19 protein-coding genes and 9 pseudogenes are annotated in these 15965 nt (G+C 68.6%); 21 read left to right on the top strand and 7 right to left on the bottom strand.

Annotated features, from left to right (window positions below; translation table 11 throughout):
• Nucleotides 1-5: 5 nt before the first annotated feature.
• The 6 genes and pseudogenes from LP418_RS26225 to LP418_RS26210 all read left to right on the top strand — a co-directional run bounded on the left by LP418_RS26225 (nt 6) and on the right by LP418_RS26210 (nt 2916).
• Nucleotides 6-590: a DUF3090 domain-containing protein gene (locus LP418_RS26225; RefSeq protein ID WP_257954263.1), complete on the top strand. Its 585-nt coding sequence runs from the start codon at nt 6-8 to the stop codon at nt 588-590.
• A gap of 123 nt (nt 591-713) precedes the next feature.
• Nucleotides 714-1346 carry an SCO1664 family protein gene (locus LP418_RS26220; RefSeq protein WP_336276143.1) on the top strand — a complete coding sequence of 211 codons (633 nt, stop codon included), beginning with the start codon at nt 714-716 and terminating at the stop codon, nt 1344-1346.
• 19 nt (nt 1347-1365) lie between these two features.
• Nucleotides 1366-1524 (top strand): annotated as a pseudogene (locus LP418_RS31725) (cysteine--1-D-myo-inosityl 2-amino-2-deoxy-alpha-D-glucopyranoside ligase); the annotation flags it as partial.
• On the top strand, nt 1508-2113 hold the full coding sequence (locus LP418_RS31720; protein ID WP_442940030.1) for a hypothetical protein: 606 nt from the start codon (nt 1508-1510) through the stop codon (nt 2111-2113). The pseudogene LP418_RS31725 and the gene LP418_RS31720, both read left to right, overlap by 17 nt.
• A complete protein-coding gene (locus LP418_RS31715) occupies nt 2041-2613 on the top strand; it encodes a class I tRNA ligase family protein (protein WP_442940328.1) in 573 nt (190 codons plus the stop codon). Before LP418_RS31720 ends, LP418_RS31715 begins: the two co-directional genes overlap by 73 nt.
• A 3-nt stretch (nt 2614-2616) precedes the next feature.
• Nucleotides 2617-2916, top strand: a complete 300-nt coding sequence (locus LP418_RS26210; protein ID WP_257954262.1) for a hypothetical protein — start codon at nt 2617-2619, stop codon at nt 2914-2916.
• A 372-nt stretch (nt 2917-3288) separates the two neighbouring features.
• Here LP418_RS26210 and LP418_RS26205 read toward each other — a convergent pair whose 3' ends face one another.
• Complete coding sequence (locus LP418_RS26205) at nt 3289-4134, bottom strand: PAC2 family protein (protein WP_257954261.1); 846 nt, start codon at nt 4132-4134, stop codon at nt 3289-3291.
• A gap of 239 nt (nt 4135-4373) precedes the next feature.
• On the opposite strand from LP418_RS26205, the pseudogene LP418_RS26200 reads away from it, so the two are divergent.
• From LP418_RS26200 to LP418_RS26175, 9 genes and pseudogenes are all read left to right on the top strand, one after another.
• Nucleotides 4374-5258 (top strand): annotated as a pseudogene (locus LP418_RS26200) (homocysteine S-methyltransferase family protein); the annotation flags it as partial.
• Nucleotides 5259-5359: 101 nt separating this feature from the next.
• Nucleotides 5360-5623, top strand: a pseudogene (locus LP418_RS26195) (dihydropteroate synthase); the annotation flags it as partial.
• A 94-nt stretch (nt 5624-5717) separates the two neighbouring features.
• Nucleotides 5718-5792 (top strand): annotated as a pseudogene (locus LP418_RS31710) (hypothetical protein); the annotation flags it as partial.
• A 76-nt stretch (nt 5793-5868) separates the two neighbouring features.
• Nucleotides 5869-6078 (top strand): annotated as a pseudogene (locus LP418_RS26190) (dihydropteroate synthase); the annotation flags it as partial.
• A gap of 373 nt (nt 6079-6451) precedes the next feature.
• Nucleotides 6452-6496: pseudogene (locus LP418_RS31705) on the top strand (hypothetical protein); the annotation flags it as partial.
• Nucleotides 6497-6532: 36 nt separating this feature from the next.
• Nucleotides 6533-7006: a cobalamin-dependent protein gene (locus LP418_RS26185; RefSeq protein WP_257957198.1), complete on the top strand. Its 474-nt coding sequence runs from the start codon at nt 6533-6535 to the stop codon at nt 7004-7006.
• Nucleotides 7006-7427 (top strand): annotated as a pseudogene (locus LP418_RS34740) (vitamin B12 dependent-methionine synthase activation domain-containing protein); the annotation flags it as partial. The gene LP418_RS26185 and the pseudogene LP418_RS34740, both read left to right, overlap by 1 nt.
• 37 nt (nt 7428-7464) lie before the next feature.
• Nucleotides 7465-7536 (top strand): annotated as a pseudogene (locus tag LP418_RS31700) (hypothetical protein); the annotation flags it as partial.
• 55 nt (nt 7537-7591) lie between these two features.
• Nucleotides 7592-7933 (top strand): annotated as a pseudogene (locus LP418_RS26175) (vitamin B12 dependent-methionine synthase activation domain-containing protein); the annotation flags it as partial.
• 129 nt (nt 7934-8062) lie between these two features.
• On the opposite strand, the gene LP418_RS26170 reads toward LP418_RS26175, so the two are convergent.
• Both LP418_RS26170 and LP418_RS26165 read right to left on the bottom strand, forming a co-directional pair.
• Complete coding sequence (locus LP418_RS26170) at nt 8063-8245, bottom strand: hypothetical protein (RefSeq protein WP_257957284.1); 183 nt, start codon at nt 8243-8245, stop codon at nt 8063-8065.
• Nucleotides 8223-8714: a histidine phosphatase family protein gene (locus LP418_RS26165; protein ID WP_257954260.1), complete on the bottom strand. Its 492-nt coding sequence runs from the start codon at nt 8712-8714 to the stop codon at nt 8223-8225. Before LP418_RS26165 ends, LP418_RS26170 begins: the two co-directional genes overlap by 23 nt.
• A gap of 560 nt (nt 8715-9274) precedes the next feature.
• On the opposite strand from LP418_RS26165, the gene LP418_RS26160 reads away from it, so the two are divergent.
• Complete coding sequence (locus LP418_RS26160) at nt 9275-9940, top strand: hypothetical protein (protein WP_257954259.1); 666 nt, start codon at nt 9275-9277, stop codon at nt 9938-9940.
• Between the two features lie 49 nt (nt 9941-9989).
• Here LP418_RS26160 and LP418_RS26155 read toward each other — a convergent pair whose 3' ends face one another.
• Nucleotides 9990-10310 carry a hypothetical protein gene (locus LP418_RS26155; RefSeq protein WP_257954258.1) on the bottom strand — a complete coding sequence of 107 codons (321 nt, stop codon included), beginning with the start codon at nt 10308-10310 and terminating at the stop codon, nt 9990-9992.
• On the opposite strand from LP418_RS26155, the gene LP418_RS26150 reads away from it, so the two are divergent.
• The 5 genes from LP418_RS26150 (at nt 10300) to LP418_RS26130 (ending at nt 13818) form a co-directional block, all read left to right on the top strand.
• Nucleotides 10300-10875 (top strand): hypothetical protein, encoded by a 576-nt coding sequence (locus LP418_RS26150; RefSeq protein WP_257954257.1) that lies wholly within the window; start codon nt 10300-10302, stop codon nt 10873-10875. The genes LP418_RS26155 and LP418_RS26150 overlap by 11 nt on opposite strands.
• Nucleotides 10859-11194 carry a hypothetical protein gene (locus LP418_RS26145; protein WP_257954256.1) on the top strand — a complete coding sequence of 112 codons (336 nt, stop codon included), beginning with the start codon at nt 10859-10861 and terminating at the stop codon, nt 11192-11194. The genes LP418_RS26150 and LP418_RS26145 overlap by 17 nt, the downstream gene beginning before the upstream one ends.
• The gene (locus LP418_RS26140; RefSeq protein WP_257954255.1) at nt 11124-12233 is read left to right on the top strand and encodes an Ig-like domain-containing protein; all 1110 of its coding nucleotides are present in this window, start codon (nt 11124-11126) and stop codon (nt 12231-12233) included. The genes LP418_RS26145 and LP418_RS26140 overlap by 71 nt, the downstream gene beginning before the upstream one ends.
• Nucleotides 12234-12583: 350 nt before the next feature.
• Entirely contained in the window at nt 12584-13093 is a 510-nt protein-coding gene (locus LP418_RS26135) for an HAD family hydrolase (protein WP_257954254.1), read from the top strand.
• A gap of 245 nt (nt 13094-13338) precedes the next feature.
• Complete coding sequence (locus LP418_RS26130; RefSeq protein WP_257954253.1) at nt 13339-13818, top strand: hypothetical protein; 480 nt, start codon at nt 13339-13341, stop codon at nt 13816-13818.
• Nucleotides 13819-13889: 71 nt separating this feature from the next.
• Here the strand turns inward: LP418_RS26130 and LP418_RS26125 are convergent, their stop codons facing one another.
• The 3 genes from LP418_RS26125 to LP418_RS26115 are packed head-to-tail and all read right to left on the bottom strand — an operon-like array spanning nt 13890 to nt 15497.
• Nucleotides 13890-14732: a hypothetical protein gene (locus LP418_RS26125; protein WP_257954252.1), complete on the bottom strand. Its 843-nt coding sequence runs from the start codon at nt 14730-14732 to the stop codon at nt 13890-13892.
• Nucleotides 14725-14916: a hypothetical protein gene (locus tag LP418_RS26120; RefSeq protein ID WP_257954251.1), complete on the bottom strand. Its 192-nt coding sequence runs from the start codon at nt 14914-14916 to the stop codon at nt 14725-14727. The genes LP418_RS26125 and LP418_RS26120 overlap by 8 nt, the downstream gene beginning before the upstream one ends.
• Nucleotides 14907-15497 (bottom strand): hypothetical protein, encoded by a 591-nt coding sequence (locus LP418_RS26115; protein WP_257954250.1) that lies wholly within the window; start codon nt 15495-15497, stop codon nt 14907-14909. The genes LP418_RS26120 and LP418_RS26115 overlap by 10 nt, the downstream gene beginning before the upstream one ends.
• Between the last annotated feature and the right edge of the window lie 468 nt (nt 15498-15965).

The following is a 15965-nucleotide window of genomic DNA, read 5'->3' as shown; positions in this document are numbered from 1 at the left end:
ACGACATGCCATTGGTCCACGCCTTCGACCCGCCGGGGCGCTTCGTCGTCGGCACGGTCGGCCCGCCCGGTGCCCGCACCTTCTTCCTCCGGGCCCGCGACGGCGCCCGGATCACCACCGTCGCACTCGAGAAGCAGCAGGTCGAGGCACTCGCAGAGCGCATCGACGAGCTCCTCGACGAGGTCATGCAGGCAGACGCCAACACGGCGCTGATCCCGGCCGTGGCGCCCTTCGACCTCGTCGACAACCATCCGCTCGAGCAGCCGATCGAGGAGGAGTTCCGCGCCGGCACCATGACGTTGTCGTGGGACATCGCGATCGAGCGCATCGTGATCGAGGTGTTCCCGTTCACCGAGGCGGCCGTGGTGTCGCCCGACCGGGTCGACGAGGACCCGGAGGAGCCCGAGCCCGACGAGATCTTCCTCGTCAAGCTCACGGCCGGCGGCGCCCGCGCCTTCGTCGACCGTGCCCGCACCGTGATCGGCGCCGGCCGCCCGGACTGCCCGTTCTGCGGCAACCCCATCGACCCCGACGGTCACCTGTGCGTGCGGGCCAACGGCTTCCGTCGCCGCGACCCGCAGCAGTCGTGAGCGACCCGCTCGCCGGTGAGCTCACGCTCCACGGGCGGGTGATGCCCGCCTCCAACGCGACCTTCGTCGGCGAGATCGGCGGGCTCCGCGTCGTCTACAAGCCGATCGCGGGGGGAGCGCCCCCTGTGGGACTTCCCCGACGGCACCTCGGCCGGCCGCGAGATCGCGGCCTACCTCGTCAGCGAGGCCCCGGGCTGGAACATCGTCCCGCGCACCATCCTGCGCGACGGGCCGCACGGCCCGGGCATGGTCCGAGTCTGGCAGGAGCCCGACCCGACGCAGGCCGCTGTCGACCTCGTCCCCGCCGGCCTGACACCCGAGGGGTTCCGGCACGTCTTCGACGGCGTCGACGCGCGCGACCGCGAGGTGTCGCTGATCCACGAGGACTCGATCCCGCTGCGGCTGATGGCCGTCTTCGACGTGCTCGTCAACAACGCCGACCGCAAGGGCGGGCACGTGCTCGCGATGCCCGACTTCCACCGCTACGGCGTCGACCACGGCCTCACCTTCCACGTCGACCACAAGCTGCGCACGGTCCTGTGGGGCTGGCTGGGCTCGCCGTTGCTCGAGGAGGAGCAGTCGGGCGTACGCCGCGTGCAAGCGGTCGTCGACGGCGCGCTCGGCGAAGCACTGTCCGAGCACGTCACACGGGCTGAGATCTCGGCCCTCGCGCGCCGCTGCAGGGCCCTGCTCGCTGCGGGCGAGCTGCCCTCGCCGCGCGACGAGTACCCGGTCATCCCCCGGCCGCCATTCTGAGCCGGATAGGCTGCGCGGCATGCGTTCGTGGTCATCTCCCGAGGTCCCAGACCTGACCGTTGCCGGTCCCACCGTCCGGATCCACGACACCAGCTCCGGTGGCCTCGTCGAGACCCGGCCAGAGGGGCCGGCTCGGCTCTACGTCTGCGGGATCACGCCCTATGACGCGACGCACATGGGACACGCCGCGACCTACCTCGCCTTCGACCTGCTCAACCGTGCCCCGGCGCTGCGCCGGTCACGACGTCACCTACGTGCAGAACGTCACCGACGTCGACGACCCGCTGCTCGAGCGGGCCGAGAAGGTCAAGGTCGACTGGGTGGCGCTCGCCGAGCGCGAGACCGAGCTGTTCCGTCACGACATGGAGGCGCTGCGCGTCCCGGCCCCCGACCACTACATCGGGGCCGTCGAGTCGATCCCGCTCGTCATCGACCTGATCACCCGACTGCAGGAGGCCGGCGCGATCTACTCGGTCGAGAGCGACCTCTACTTCTCCGTCACCGCCGATGCGGCCTTCGGCGACGTCTCCGGCTGGTCGCGCGACGAGATGCTGCGGATCTTCGGCGAGCGCGGGGGAGACCCAGACCGTGAGGGCAAGCGCGACCCGCTCGACTGCGTCGTGTGGCGCGGCAAGCGCGAGGGGGGAACCGTCCCTGGGACAGCCCCTTCGGCCCCGGTCGTCCCGGCTGGCACATCGAGTGCACCGCCATCGCGCTCGAGCACCCGGGCTCGGCGTTCGACGTCCGGGGCGGCGGCAGCGACCTGATCTTCCCGCACCACGAGATGTGCGCCGGCGAGGCGCAGGTCGCCGAGCCGGGCCAGCGGTTCGCGAAGGCCTACTCCCACGCCGGGATGGTGGCCTACGACGGCGAGAAGATGTCGAAGTCGAAGGGCAACCTCGTCTTCGTCTCAGCGCTGCGCAACAGCGACGTCGACCCGATGGCGATCCGACTCGTCCTGCTGCGCCACCACTACCGCAGTGACTGGGAGTGGACCGACGCTCAGCTCTGGGACGCGGTCGACACCGTCGCCCAGTGGCGCAAGGCGCTCGTCCCGGGTGCGGGCGCGCCGGCTGAGCCGGTCGTCACCGCCGTACTCGCCGCGCTCGCCAACGACCTCGACGCCCCCACCGCCGTCGCGGCCGTCGACGACTGGGTCGCCTCGACCCCGGGCGACACCGAGCACGGCCTCGCCGACACCAGCGACCCCGATGCCGCCGCGACCCTGCGGCCGGTGCTCGACGCGGCCCTCGGTCTGCTGCTCTGATCCATGACCCACACCGCCCGTCGCCGACTGCTGGTCGGTTGTGCGGTGATCGTGGTTGTGGCCCTTGTGGCGCTTGCCCTACGCGGACCATCTCCGGAGGATCCCGGCGAAGGTGAGATGACCGCCGTGGTCGTTGCAGTCCGGGACCAGCCGGTGATCGGCGGCGAGCGCGTGGCCACCCACTACTCGGTAGCCGTCGTGTTGACCGAACAGGCGATGTTCGACGCCTACGCCGCCTCCCTGGCCCGGGAACGAGCAGCCGAAGCCATACCAATATGGGTTCTCCGGCCTCAAACTCCCTGAGGAAGACCTCGCCCCCCTCGAGGTCGGCGGCCAGCCGGCTCAGGGCCCAGCAGTGGCGCCGGTGGTGGAGGGACGGCTCAGGATCCCGTGGTCTGGCGAGCCGCGCTATCTGTGCCTCGGGCGGTCGGCCTACGAGGGGGTGGTCCGAACGAGCGGCTGCGTCCTCGTGGACAGGCAGCCACCCGTGGCAATCACGCTGGTGACCGGCGCGGCTCCGTTGGGCCTGCTCGACTGACCCCGGCCGTGCTGCCGCTCGTCCGGGGGCCACTCACCGGAGCCGCCCTTCACGGAAGTGCGGCGTGTCGGATGTGATGCCCCGCGTGTCGTGCGCCGAGAGCCGAGATCGTGGCCCCTGCCCTCGTGCGTGAGTTGTCAGTCCTCTGTACGCCGCTTGAGGTAGCGCTCGAACTCGCGCGCGATCGCCTCGCCGCTGGCCTCGGGCAGGTCGGCGGTGTCGCGGGACTCCTCGAGGGAGCGGACGTAGTCGGCGACGTCCTCGTCCTCCTCGGCCAGCTCGTCGACGCCACGCTCCCGGGCGCGGGCGTCGTCGGGCAGGTCGCCGAGCGGGATCGAGCAGTCGAGGAGGTCCTCGAGCTGGCCGATCAGGGCCAGCGTGGCCTTGGGGCACGGCGGCTGTGCGACGTAGTGCGGCACGGCGGCCCAGTAGGAGACGTTGGGGATGTCGAGCTGGACGCAGGCGTCCTGGAAGACGCCGACGATGCCGGTGGGGCCTTCGTAGGTCGACTGCTCAAGCTTGAGGCGGTCGACGAGGTCGGGCTCGGTCGCGCTGCCGGTGACGGGGATCGGACGCGTGTGCGGCGAGTCCGCCAGCAGCGCGCCGAGGGTGATCACCAGCTCGTTGCCCGGGTCGTCGCAGGCTGCGAGCAGCTCGGCGCAGAACTGGCGCCAGCGCATGTTGGGCTCGATGCCGCGGATCAGGATGACGTCGCGGTCCATGTCGGGCGGCGACGCGATGGCGATCCGCGTCGTCGGCCGGGTGAGGCGGCGGTGACCGTTCTCGTCCGTGCTGACCAGCGGGCGGTTGACACGGAAGTCGTAGAACTCCTCGGGGTCGATGGCGCCGACCACCCGCGCGTCCCACACCTCCATCAGGTGATCGACCACCCCGGAGGCGGCATCCGCGGCGTCGTTCCAGCCCTCGAAAGCGGCGATGACCACGGGGGAGACGAGGTCCTGCACGTCGTCGAACTCGATCACTCACCCACCCTAGTGGGCACCCGTCGAAGCGCCGCCGATTTCGCGGCAGCCGGGCACGGTGGAAGCATCGGGGCCTGCGTCCAGCACGTGGAATCAACGTCCGAAGTGTGGACTGTGCTCCGTACGCTGGACACCTCATCGATTGGAGTTCGAGGCCCGTGACTACTGTGCCCGCCCTCACTGCCGAGTCGGTCAGCGCGCCTGACCACCGTCCGGATGCCACCGAGCTCCTGACCTCGATGCTCAGCGAGCGGATCGTGGTCCTCGACGGCGCCATGGGCACGGCCATCCAGCGCGACCGGCCCGACGAGGCCGGCTATCGCGGCGAGCGCTTCGCCGACTGGCCCAGCGACGTCCGGGGCAACAACGACCTGCTGACGCTGACGCAGCCCGAGATCATCGGCGCGATCCACCGGGAGTACCTCGAGGCCGGCGCGGACATCATCGAGACCAACACCTTCAACGCCAACGCGATCTCGCTCGCGGACTACGGCATGGAGGCGCTCGCCTACGAGCTCAACTACGAGTCGGCGCGGCTGGCCCGTCGGGAGTGCGACGCCGTCACCTCGCAGGACCCGAGCCGGCCGCGGTTCGTCGTGGGAGCGTTCGGGCCGACGACGCGCACGGCGTCGATCTCACCCGACGTCAACGACCCGGCCACACGCAACGTGTCCTACGACCAGCTCGTGGCGGCGTACAAGGAAGCAGGCCGCGGCCTGCTCGACGGCGGCTCCGACCTGCTCTTCATCGAGACGATCTTCGACACCCTCAACGCCAAGGCTGCGATCTTCGCGGTCGAGACGCTGTTCGAGGAGTACGGCCGCCGCTGGCCGGTCATCATCTCCGGCACCATCACCGACGCGTCCGGGCGCACGCTCTCGGGCCGAGTCACCGAGGCCTTCTGGAACTCCGTGCGCCACGCGAAGCCGATCGCCGTCGGCCTCAACTGCGCGCTCGGTGCGAAGGAGATGCGCCCCTACATCGAAGAGATGAGCCGCATCGCCGACACCTTCGTGTCGTGCTACCCCAACGCCGGCCTGCCCAATGCCTTCGGTGAGTACGACGAGGCGCCGGCCGAGACCTCCGAGATCCTCGCCGAGTTCGCGGAGGCCGGGTTCGTCAACATCGTCGGCGGGTGCTGCGGCACCACCCCCGCGCACATCGCGGCGATCGCGAAGGCCGTCGACGGCAAGCCGCGGCGCCAGTGCCCGAGATCCCGGTGGCCATGCGACTGGCCGGCCTCGAGCCGTTCACCATCGACGACGACAGCCTGTTCGTCAACGTCGGCGAGCGCACCAACATCACCGGCTCTGCGAAGTTCCGCAACCTGGTCAAGGCCGGCGACTACGACACCGCGCTCAGCGTCGCCCTGCAGCAGGTCGAGAACGGCGCGCAGGTCATCGACGTCAACATGGACGAGGGCATGATCGATGGCGTCGCCGCCATGGACCGGTTCCTCAAGCTGATCGCCAGCGAGCCCGACATCAGCCGCGTCCCGGTGATGGTCGACTCCTCGAAGTTCGAGATCATCGAGGCCGGGCTCAAGTGCGTCCAGGGGCAAGCCGATCGTCAACTCGATCTCCATGAAGGAGGGCGAGGACACGTTCCGCGAGCACGCCCGCCTGTGCCGGAAGTACGGCGCCGCGGTGGTCGTGATGGCCTTCGACGAGGACGGCCGGGCCGCCGACCTCGAGAGCCGCAAGCGGATCTGTCAGCGCGCCTACAAGATCCCTGGTGGACGAGGTCGGCTTCCCGGCCGAGGACATCATCTTCGACCCCAACGTCTTCGCCGTCGCGACGGGCATCGAGGAGCACGCCAACTACGGGCTCGACTTCATCGAGGCCGCCCGCTGGATCCGCGAGAACCTGCCGGGCGCGCAGATCTCGGGCGGCATCTCCAACGTGTCGTTCTCCTTCCGCGGCAACAACGCCGTACGCGAAGCCATCCACGCCGTCTTCCTCTACTACGGCATCCGGGCCGGCCTCTCGATGGGCATCGTCAACGCCGGCGCGCTGGTGACCTACGACAGCATCGACCCCGAGCTGCGCGAAGCGATCGAGGACGTGATCCTGAACCGCCTCGACGACCCGATGCAGGCCACGGAGAAGCTGCTCGAGATTGCCGAGAAGTACCGCGTCACGGACGCACTCGAGGAGAAGGCCGCCGCCGAGTGGCGCTCGCTCCCGATCCGCGAGCGGATCACGCACGCCCCGGTGAAGGGCATCGACGCCCACGTCACCGAGGACACCCGAAGAGCTGCGGGCAGAGATCTCGGCCGCCGGTGGTCGCCCGATCGAGGTGATCGAGGGCCCGCTGATGGACGGCATGAACGTCGTCGGCGACCTGTTCGGCGCCGGCAAGATGTTCCTCCCGCAGGTCGTCAAGAGCGCCCGCGTGATGAAGAAGGCCGTGGCCTACCTCCTGCCCTTCATCGAGGCGGAGAAGCAGCCCGGTGACGCCGAGACCAAGAACGGCACCATCGTGATGGCGACCGTCAAGGGCGACGTGCACGACATCGGCAAGAACATCGTCGGCGTCGTGCTGCAGTGCAACAACTACGAGGTCATCGACCTCGGTGTGATGGTGCCTGCCCAGAAGATCCTCGACGCCGCGGCCGAGCACAACGCCGACATCATCGGGCTCTCCGGGCTGATCACGCCGTCGCTCGACGAGATGGTGCACTTCGCCGGCGAGATGCAGCGCACCGGCATGACCATCCCGCTGATGATCGGTGGCGCGACCACCTCCGCGCCCACACGGCGGTCAAGGTGGACAAGAAGTACGACGGCCCGGTCATCTGGGTCAAGGACGCCTCGCGGTCCGTGCCGACCGCGGCCGCGCTGCTCAGCGACGAGCTGCGCCCGAAGCTGATGGCCGACGTCAAGCTCGACTACGACTCGCTGCGCGAGCGGCACGCCACGAAGCACGACCGGCCGATGCTCTCGCTCGAGGCGGCGCGCGCCAACCGCACGCCGATCGACTGGGAGGGCTACGTCCCGCCCACGCCGGCCGAGCTCGGGGTGCAGGTCTTCGAGGGCTACGACATCGCGGAGCTGCGTGAATACATCGACTGGCAGCCGTTCTTCAACGCTCGGGAGATGAAGGGCAAGTTCCCCGACATCCTCAACAGCCCGACGGCGGGGAGACCGCGCGCAAGCTCTACGAGGACGCGCAGCTCATGCTCGACCGGATCATCGAGGAGAAGTGGCTCACAGCCAACGGCATCATCGGGTTCTTCCCCGCCGCGGCCGATGGCGACGACACGATCGTGTACGTCGACGAGTCGCGCTCGGAGGTCCTGACGACGCTGCACCACCTGCGCCAGCAGGGTGAGCACCGCCGGGGGCATCCCCAACCGCTCGCTCGGCGACTTCATCGCGCCGGCGTCAACGGGGCTCGAGGACTACGTCGGTGGCTTCGCCGTCACGGCCGGCCCGGGGCAGCACGGACAAGATCATGGAGTTCAAGGCCGACCTCGACGACTACTCCGCGATCCTGCTCGAGTCGCTCGCCGACCGACTGGCCGAGGCGTTCGCGGAGCGCATGCACCAGCGCGTCCGCAAGGAGTTCTGGGCCTACCTGCCCGACGAGGACCTCGACAACGAGGCGCTCATCGGGGAGAAGTACGTCGGCATCCGACCCGCTCCCGGCTACCCGGCCTGCCCCGAGCACACCGAGAAGTCGACCCTGTGGGAGCTGCTCGACGTCGACAAGATCGGCATCGAGCTCACCGAGTCCATGGCGATGTGGCCCGGTGCCTCGGTGAGCGGGTGGTACTTCTCGCACCCGCAGTCGCAGTACTTCGTCGTCGGCCGGCTCGGTCGTGACCGGGTCGCCGACTACGCCGAGCGCAAGGGCTGGGACCTCGCGACGGCCGAGCGTTGGCTGTCGTCCAACTCCGGGCTACGACCCGGAGGACTGAGCTCGCTAGAGCTCCTCGCCGGTGGGGTCGGGAGCGGTCGGGTCGTCGAGCCGGGCGCCACCGACGGGCTCCCGCTCCCACTCCGGGATGGTCCAGCCCTCGTCCGGGTCGCCGTCCAGCGTGATGCACCCGGTGTTGTGCAGGCCCTCGTGGATGGGGGCGTGGTCACCGCTCGCCCGGTGCGTCACCCACGTGCGGATCGCGGCACCGTGGCTGACGACCAGCGCGGACTCGACACCCTGCGCACAGGTGCGGGCGATCGCTTCGTCGTACCGCGCCCGGGAACGCGGTGCCGGTCTCGCCGCCCGGCATCGGCGACGCGAGGTCGCCCTCGAGCCAGTGGGCGATCGTGCCGAGGTAGCCGAGCACGGCGGTCTCGTCGGCTCGCATCTCGAAGTCGCCGGCCGTGATCTCGCGCAGCCCGTCGTGCTCGACCGGCGTCAGGCCGAGCTGGGTCGCGGTCGGCCCGGCGGTCTGGTGCGTGCGGGCGAGGGTCGAGACCGAGATCGCGCCGATGCCCCGGTCCTCGAGGGCACGGGACGCGGCCTGCGCCTGTCGCTGCCCGAGGTCGGTGAGGTCCGCCCCGGGGAAAGCGGTGTCAAGGGCGCCCGACACGTTGGAGTGGGTCTGACCGTGGCGGAGCAGGTACAAGCGCATGCCGAGAAGCCTAGGGCGGCGGGGTCAGGCGATCACCGCTGCCAGCATCACGAGTGGCAGCGACACCAGTCCGGCGATCGAGGATCGACGGCATCAGCGCCGCCAGCGGCGACCAGTACCTCGACGACGGCCTCGACGACCAGCACGTGGTGGTCTCACCCCGTCGCCTCTGGTAGCCCCAAATGACTAGGAAATGACTATGGACAGTCGACACGAGGCCGCGATATCACGGGGAGGGAGATAACACAAGGCGTCTACTCGGGAGTGTCCAATGGTCAAGCGATTCCGCTTTCTTCTGATTCTCCTCTTGTTGGCGGTATCCCTGCCGCTGGGATGGTCGCCGGCGCAGGCTGGTATCGACGTGGCGCCGGGTCAGACCGGGTTCGAGCCGCACGTCGCCTCGGTGAACCCCGCGCAACCCGTCACAGGTGGCGGTGATGCGGGGATGCCGAGTCAGGATCTCCACCAACTTTGGGCAGACCTTCCCGATCGTGCGGAACACGACGCTCGGCTGCAACGGCGATCCTGCGATTGCACGGGATTCCTTGGGGCAGTTGTTCGTGACGCACCTCGACCGCGTGGGCGCCGGCAACGAGCTCAGCGTCTTCGCCGGCCGGGTGGCGGACACCACCACGGTCGGGACCCAGACCTACACGCCCGTGCAGGTCAGCACGATCAACACCTTCGACGACGACAAGCAGTGGCTCGTCGCCGACGCCGACCCGAACAGCCCCTTCGCGGACAACCTGTACATCCCTCGGACGGAGTTCACCGGTGCCACCCGGGTGATGTTCTCGCGCTCGATTGACGGCGGGGTCAACTGGTCAGCGCCGCAGCAGGTTTCGCAGGCTGGTGAGGGCTTCGTGTGGCCAGCGCACGCGGCGGTCGGCAGCAATGGTGATGTCTATCTCGCCTACCACACCGACACCTGCGGTGCCGCGAACACGGGAACGGTCCAGCTGCTCCGTGATGGCACCCGGAGGCGCCGCCTTCGCGGCGGGGACGGTGCCGCAGCGGTCGACGGCCTTCGGTGCGGGGAGCGGCGACGGTCACCTGCAACGTGCAGGACGGCAGCGGAGACGAGATCCCGAGCGCCGACTTCTGGCTCCGGGGCTCGGTGCAGCCATGGATCCTGCCCGACCCGGTCCGGGCCGGTCACGTGTACGTCGTCGGCAACGATGATCCGAACAACACCTACGCCAACGGCGACGACGCCGACATCGTGATTGCCCGCTCGAGCGACTCTGGAGTCACCTTCGCCACCGAGCGGGTCGATCATGGTACGGCGGGCAGCTTCGCGGTGATGCCATCGGCGCAGATCGACCAGGACGGTCGGATCACAGTGACTGGTACGACAACCGCAGGTTGCTGATGAACACAGGGGCGAACGCAAACAACGGCACCGCCAACTTCCTTCTCGACCTGTACGCCACCACCAGCAACGATGGCGGCGCCTCGTTCGTCGAGGACTTCCGAGTCAACGATGCGCCGTTCGACCCTGATGTCAACGCGCCGTGTCGCTTCGGCACCTTGGCGGGGAAACAACTGCACGACGAGAATCGGCGAGTACAACGGCGTGTGGACCGTGGACGGCATCGGTTATGCCGTGTGGACCGGCAACGCCACGCCTCCGACCGCCCCCTTCCCATCGGATGGTGCGGGCGCCCAGACGACCATGTTCGACATCTACTCGATGATCGGCGCGTACGGCGACCGCTTCGAGCCGAACGAGTCGCGTGACTTTGCGGTGGTCGCGGCCCTCGGGTCCGACGACGCATACAACCGAGAACGGCTGACCCTGCAAACCGACACCGACATCGACTTCTTCAAGGTGATCGCCAACCGGACGGGCGAGCTCGAGGTCGAGGCTGCGTTCAACGAGGTCCTCGGCACCGTACGGGTCCGCGCCCGGGACGAATGGGGCACTGTCGTGGCGACCGGGACGACCGCCACCGCCCGGGTCGGGGAGCAGCACCAACGCCCTTGCGATTCCGGTCGTCGAGGGAGGCACCTACTTCATCGAGGTCTCCGACCCGGCGGCGCCGGGCACGTTCCCGCCGCAGAATGTCTACGACCTCACCATCGTCAACCGCGCCGCGCCCGTCCCGTTCGGACTCGATCTGCGCCCGTCGTCGGACAGTGGGGTGGACGACAACGATGACCTCACCAACGACGCCACGCCCACCATCCGGATGCGCGTGGACGTGACCGGGCTCGAGGCTTCAGGGATCACCTTCTCGCCGACTCCCGATGCGACATTGACCGACGACGCGCCCGGCTACAAGGTGCGGGTCTTCATCGACGGAAACGCGGTGGGATTCGCAACTCCGATCCGTGGGGCTGCCGGGCACATTCGAGGTCGCTCCGGTCAGCGCCTTGCTCGACGGCGATCACCTCGTCACGGCGCGGGTGCTGATCGTCGATCCGTCCGACTCGCCAGCAGGGGGTGGTGTCAGCCACCTCGTCGGAGCCGGCGGTGAGTCGGAGGCGCTGACGATCCGGGTCGACACGGTCGCCCCCGGGGCACCGACTGTCCCCGACCTGCTCGCATCGAGCGACAACGCCGGGATCAGCATCGACGACGTGACGACGCTGCAGGCGCCGGCGTTCAAGGGCACGGCCGAACCACGGTCGCTGGTGCGGCTCCTCGCCAATGGTGACGTGGTCGGCACGACGACGGCGGGCACGACGGGCGCCCGGGAGATCACCTCCGAGCCGCTCGGCGACGATGTCTACCAGATCACCGTCACCTCCGAGGACGCCGCAGGCAACGTCAGCGGCCAGTCCCCGGCGCTGACGACGGTCGTTGCCCACGAGGTGCTGAACCTCACCGAGGCGTTCGCAGCCACCGGTGATGTGCTGGCTGACCTCGACGCGCAGACGCTGACGACGTTCCCGGTCCCCGGTGGTGTCGTCGGCATCCACGGTATCCCCACGGTCAACATCGACGCCGCTGGCAACGCCGTCTCAGTGACCGGCACGCCGGAAGACGACAAGATCGCCTTCACTCCGACAGGTGCGGAGAGCGGCCGGCTCACCCGGGCCGGTTCGAGCCAGCTGCTCCGAATCCAAGGCGCGACCGGCGACCTGACCGTGGACCCACTGACCGGCACCGACGCGGTCGCGATCGTCGGCACGGCGGCCGCCGACCAGATCGACGGTCTGGTCGACACGACGACCTCTCTGACGGTCGGTGCGCTGAAGACCCTGCTGCTCGCGACCGCATCCACCGAGGACATGCAGGTGGCGGCCGGACTCGGCCGGGATGTCGTGACCATCGTCGCTCTCGACACCACCAACGCCCACCTGAGTGTCGACGGGGCCGACCCGACCGCCGCGCCGAAGAAGGTGGGCGACAGCTTGGATGTCGTTGCCGGCTCGCCACGGCCACGGCTCAGCAACGCCCCCGGCGGACCGTCACCGGGCTCCGGCGTCGCGACCGTGAGCTATCCACAGACCACCGGCGCAGAGACTCGGATCGACTACTCAGGCATTGAGCGGTTGCGGCTGGTCAGGTAGCAGCCGGGCCGGCCACCCTTGGCCGGCCCGACACACAGCGCTCCGCGGCGGGCAGAGTTTCGTTCGTGGTGCGGGGGGGCGTTGGACCGACGCACTTGCCCCGATCTAGGGTGCTTCGCGTCGGTGACCCGCTGGGGTCGCATGGAGCCCCGGGGAGAGCATTCTGAACACCGCCGCATCACGTGAACCTGCATGTCAGCGCCCGGAAGGCAGTTCGCAGTTCCCGCAGGCCGTCCTGTGGGACATGGACGGCACCCGGGTCGACACCGAGCCCTACTGGATCGCCACGGAATACGAGATGGCGGAGAAGTACGGCGGCACCTTGGTCAGACGAGCACGCCCTCAACCTCGTGGGCAACGCCCTGCTCGAGTCGGGTGTCTACATCCGCGTGCACATGGGCATCGACCGTACGCCGCAGGAGATCGTCGACGAGCTGCTCGACGGCGTCGTGGAGCGCGTGCGCAAGTCCGTGCCGTGGCGGCCGGGGGCCGGGGAGCTGCTGGCCGACCTGATCGCCAACGACGTGCCCTGCGCACTGGTCACGATGTCGTGGCAGCGCTTCGTCGAGCCGATCCCGGAGCACCTGCCGCCGGGCACGTTCGCCTCGATCGTCACCGGCGACCGGGTGGAGTTCGGCAAGCCGCACCCGGAGCCCTATCTCACCGCCGCCAAGGAGCTGGGTGTCGCGCCGCAGGACTGCATCGCGATCGAGGACTCCAACACGGGCGCCAAGTCCGGCGAGGCCGCGGGCTGCCCGGTGCTGTGCGTGCCCAACCACGTTCCGATCCTGGAGAGCCCGCGCCGGGTCTTCCGCGACACCCTCGTCGGGATGTCGACCGGGGACCTCGCCGCGCTGTAGTGCTCAGCCGCCAACATGGATCTTGGGGCGGCGATCCTCGTCGGGCTCCGCACGCCGCAGGATCTCGTGCGTGAGTGGCGGTATGTCGCCCTCGCCTGCGAGCAGGAAGCGCAGAGCGTTCTGCCCGGGTGGCTTCTCGCTCCACTCGAAATAGGCATGTGGCCCCGGGTGTCGATGTCGCGCATGTGGAGGAGGACCGCTGCGATCGTGTTCGGCACCGAGTTACCCTTGGCCCGCAGGATGCGGTGCCGACCGACCTGGACCCTCGTGAGTGTCACCCGGGATGCGAAGTCGCTCGGATCCGTCACCTCGACCTCGAGGAACACGCGGTCGTCTTGGTCTGCCAGGTGGTTGTCGAGCATCACCTCGAGCATCTTCTCGTCGTACTCCTCATGATCGCCAGAGTCGAGCTTGTTGGCGATGAAGCGGATCGGGCGCGGGTCGGCCACTGCTGCGTCCAGCACCTCCCGGGCACCCGCATCCACGATGACACGCTGGACGCGCAGCTCAGTACTGCGAGTGATGCGGGAGTAGATGCTCACCACCGGGATCATCACGATGAAGATGCCCGCAATGACCAAGCCTTCAGGGCGTTCGACGATGGTCACGACGAGCGTGTAGGTGAACACGGCGGCGATGACGGCGAAGAACGCGGCGGCCCGCCGGTGTCCGCGTCGGAGCTCGGTGAGGAATACCGCCACGGCCGCCGACGTCATCAGGGCTAGCACTCCCGTTGCGTATGCGCCGGCACGGGCATCGACGTCGGCATCGAAGAGGACCGTCACCACGACCGCAATCAGGAACAGCACGAGGACGAGCGGCCGGGTGAGGCGAGCCCAGTCGGGTGCCATGCCATAGCGGGGGAGGTAGCGCGGCACGATGTTGAGCAAGCCGGCCATGGCCGATGCACCCCGCAAACCACAAGATGCCGATAGTCGCGATGTCGTAGGCCGTGCCAGAAACCGTCGCCCGGGCGTTCATGGGCGAGGAAGGCCAGTGCTCGACCATTGGCCGCGCCGCCCTCCTCGAACTCCGCGTGGGGGATCAAGAGCGTGGTCACGAACGCCGATCCGACGAGCAGCACGGACATGATCAGCGCCGCCGTGGTGAGGAGCTTGCGTGCATTGCGTATACGGCCCATGGGCTTCGCCGGATCGTCGTCGGGGTCACCCTCGACGAGCGGCATCACCACGACGCCGGTCTCGAAGCCTGACAGACCGAGAGCGAGGGCGGGGAACACGAGGAGTGAGGCGCCGATGATCGCGATCGGGCTGGTGTGCTCGGTGAGCATCGCCGCCTTCCAGTCACTGATCAGCCCGGGTTCCTGGATGATGCCGACGATGCCCGATCCGATCACGACCGCTGACAGACCGAGGTAGAGCACCACGAGCCCCACGGCGATGCCGATGGCCTCGGAGAAGCCCTTGAGGAACACTGCGGCCAACGCAGCGAGCAGTGCGAGTGTCACCCACAGCTCGCCGCCGTCGAGCGCCTCGTGCAGGAACGGGTTCTCCACGGCGTGAGCTGCCGCATCCGCGGCCGAGAGGGTGATCGTGATGATGAAACCGGTGGCCACGAACCCGATCAAGCAGAGCACCGGGAGCTTGCTCGGCCAGTAGGAGAGCAGGCGCTCAAGCATCGAGAGACGAGCCGTCGCCGTGCGGCGACTCCTCCGCCACCCGGCGATACATGGGCAGGGCCCCGAAGAGGGTGATGAGGACGAGCACGATCGTGGCGATCGGCGCCAGCGCGCCGGCAGCCGGGGCGGCGATGCCGGGCTGGTAGCCCAGCGTCGAGAAGTAGTCGACGCCGGTCAGGCACATGACGCGCCACCACGGCTTGACCTCGTGGTGGGCGCTGACCTCACGCTCACTCTCGTAGTAGCCCTCGGGCTCGGCCTGACCCCCGGGTGAGCCAGCGGCTCATGGTGGAGGACTTCGTGGCATTCACGGGGAGCAGCGTAGGGCCAGCGGGCGATCAGGGTGCGGCGACGATGCCCTCGTCGGTGTCGAGGTCTCCGGCCGGATCGGGCGTGGGCATGCGTTCGGGCACGGGCAGCAGTGTGCCGCCGAACTCGGGGCAGTGGGGCTTGTAGGAGCACCACGAGCAGAGCGCCGACTTGTTCGGGCGCCAGTCCCCGCGTCTCCTCGCACTCCTTGATCGCGCGCCAGATCGCCTCGATCTTGCGCTCGGTGGCGAGCAGGTCGGCCTCGTCGGGCTCGTAGCGCAGCAGCTCGCCGTTGCCGAGATAGACGAGCTGGAGCATCGCCGGAACGACGCCGCGGGTGCGCCAGATGACCAGCGCGTAAAACTTCATCTGGAACAGCGCCTTGGCCTCGAAGGCCTCGCCGGGAGAACGACCGGTGTTGTGCGTCGGAACGAATCCTCGTCCACAGAGGTACATGGAATCTTCGGCGTCGACCGAGATGCATTGCGTGGGAACAGACGCAATCGGCTCTACAGAGCGGATGATCCTGCGGTCGGCCAGAGCGGACTGAACGTCAGTGATGGCGCCTTCACACGCCGCTGCCTTGCGAGGAAGCGAAAAGGGATTGAACCGCGAGGGCGTGAACTCGATGACGTGCCGGGTGCGCCCCGGACGAACTGCATTGAGGTAGGGCTTCTGGAAGTGGCACGGATTGACTCCCAAGGTGCGGAGCAATTCCACGACGTCGCTGGCCAGCCGATCATCGGTGGTCGTGAATCCCTGCTCGCCTTCGTGTCTTGTTCCACCAACCGTCCGTGTCCATGAGTCCGCGAAGGAGCGCCAAACGTTGCGACGCGCCCGCCCGTAGGTACGCCCGGGGAATGTGCTTTCTGCCAAGCACTCCCGGGCGTTTGAGCTCCGCCGACAGCGAGACGTTCCACTGGG

Source organism: Nocardioides sp. B-3 (assembly GCF_024703895.1).
Taxonomy (GTDB): Bacteria; Actinomycetota; Actinomycetes; order Propionibacteriales; family Nocardioidaceae; genus Nocardioides.
Note: the sequence above shows the minus strand (reverse complement) of the source record. Positions and strands in the feature narration are given on the sequence as shown.

Coding starts and splice junctions, on each gene's coding strand:
- LP418_RS31720 (WP_442940030.1), top strand. CDS start 1,508: ATGACGCGACGCACATGGGACACGCCGCGACCTACCTCGCCTTCGACC.
- LP418_RS26165 (WP_257954260.1), bottom strand. CDS start 8,714: ATGCGCTTGTACCTGCTCCGCCACGGTCAGACCCACTCCAACGTGTCG.
- LP418_RS26125 (WP_257954252.1), bottom strand. CDS start 14,732: ATGCTTGAGCGCCTGCTCTCCTACTGGCCGAGCAAGCTCCCGGTGCTC.
- LP418_RS26210 (WP_257954262.1), top strand. CDS start 2,617: ATGACCCACACCGCCCGTCGCCGACTGCTGGTCGGTTGTGCGGTGATC.
- LP418_RS26115 (WP_257954250.1), bottom strand. CDS start 15,497: ATGTACCTCTGTGGACGAGGATTCGTTCCGACGCACAACACCGGTCGT.
- LP418_RS26120 (WP_257954251.1), bottom strand. CDS start 14,916: ATGTGCCTGACCGGCGTCGACTACTTCTCGACGCTGGGCTACCAGCCC.
- LP418_RS26155 (WP_257954258.1), bottom strand. CDS start 10,310: ATGCCGTCCACGGTCCACACGCCGTTGTACTCGCCGATTCTCGTCGTG.
- LP418_RS26225 (WP_257954263.1), top strand. CDS start 6: ATGCCATTGGTCCACGCCTTCGACCCGCCGGGGCGCTTCGTCGTCGGC.
- LP418_RS26185 (WP_257957198.1), top strand. CDS start 6,533: ATGAAGAAGGCCGTGGCCTACCTCCTGCCCTTCATCGAGGCGGAGAAG.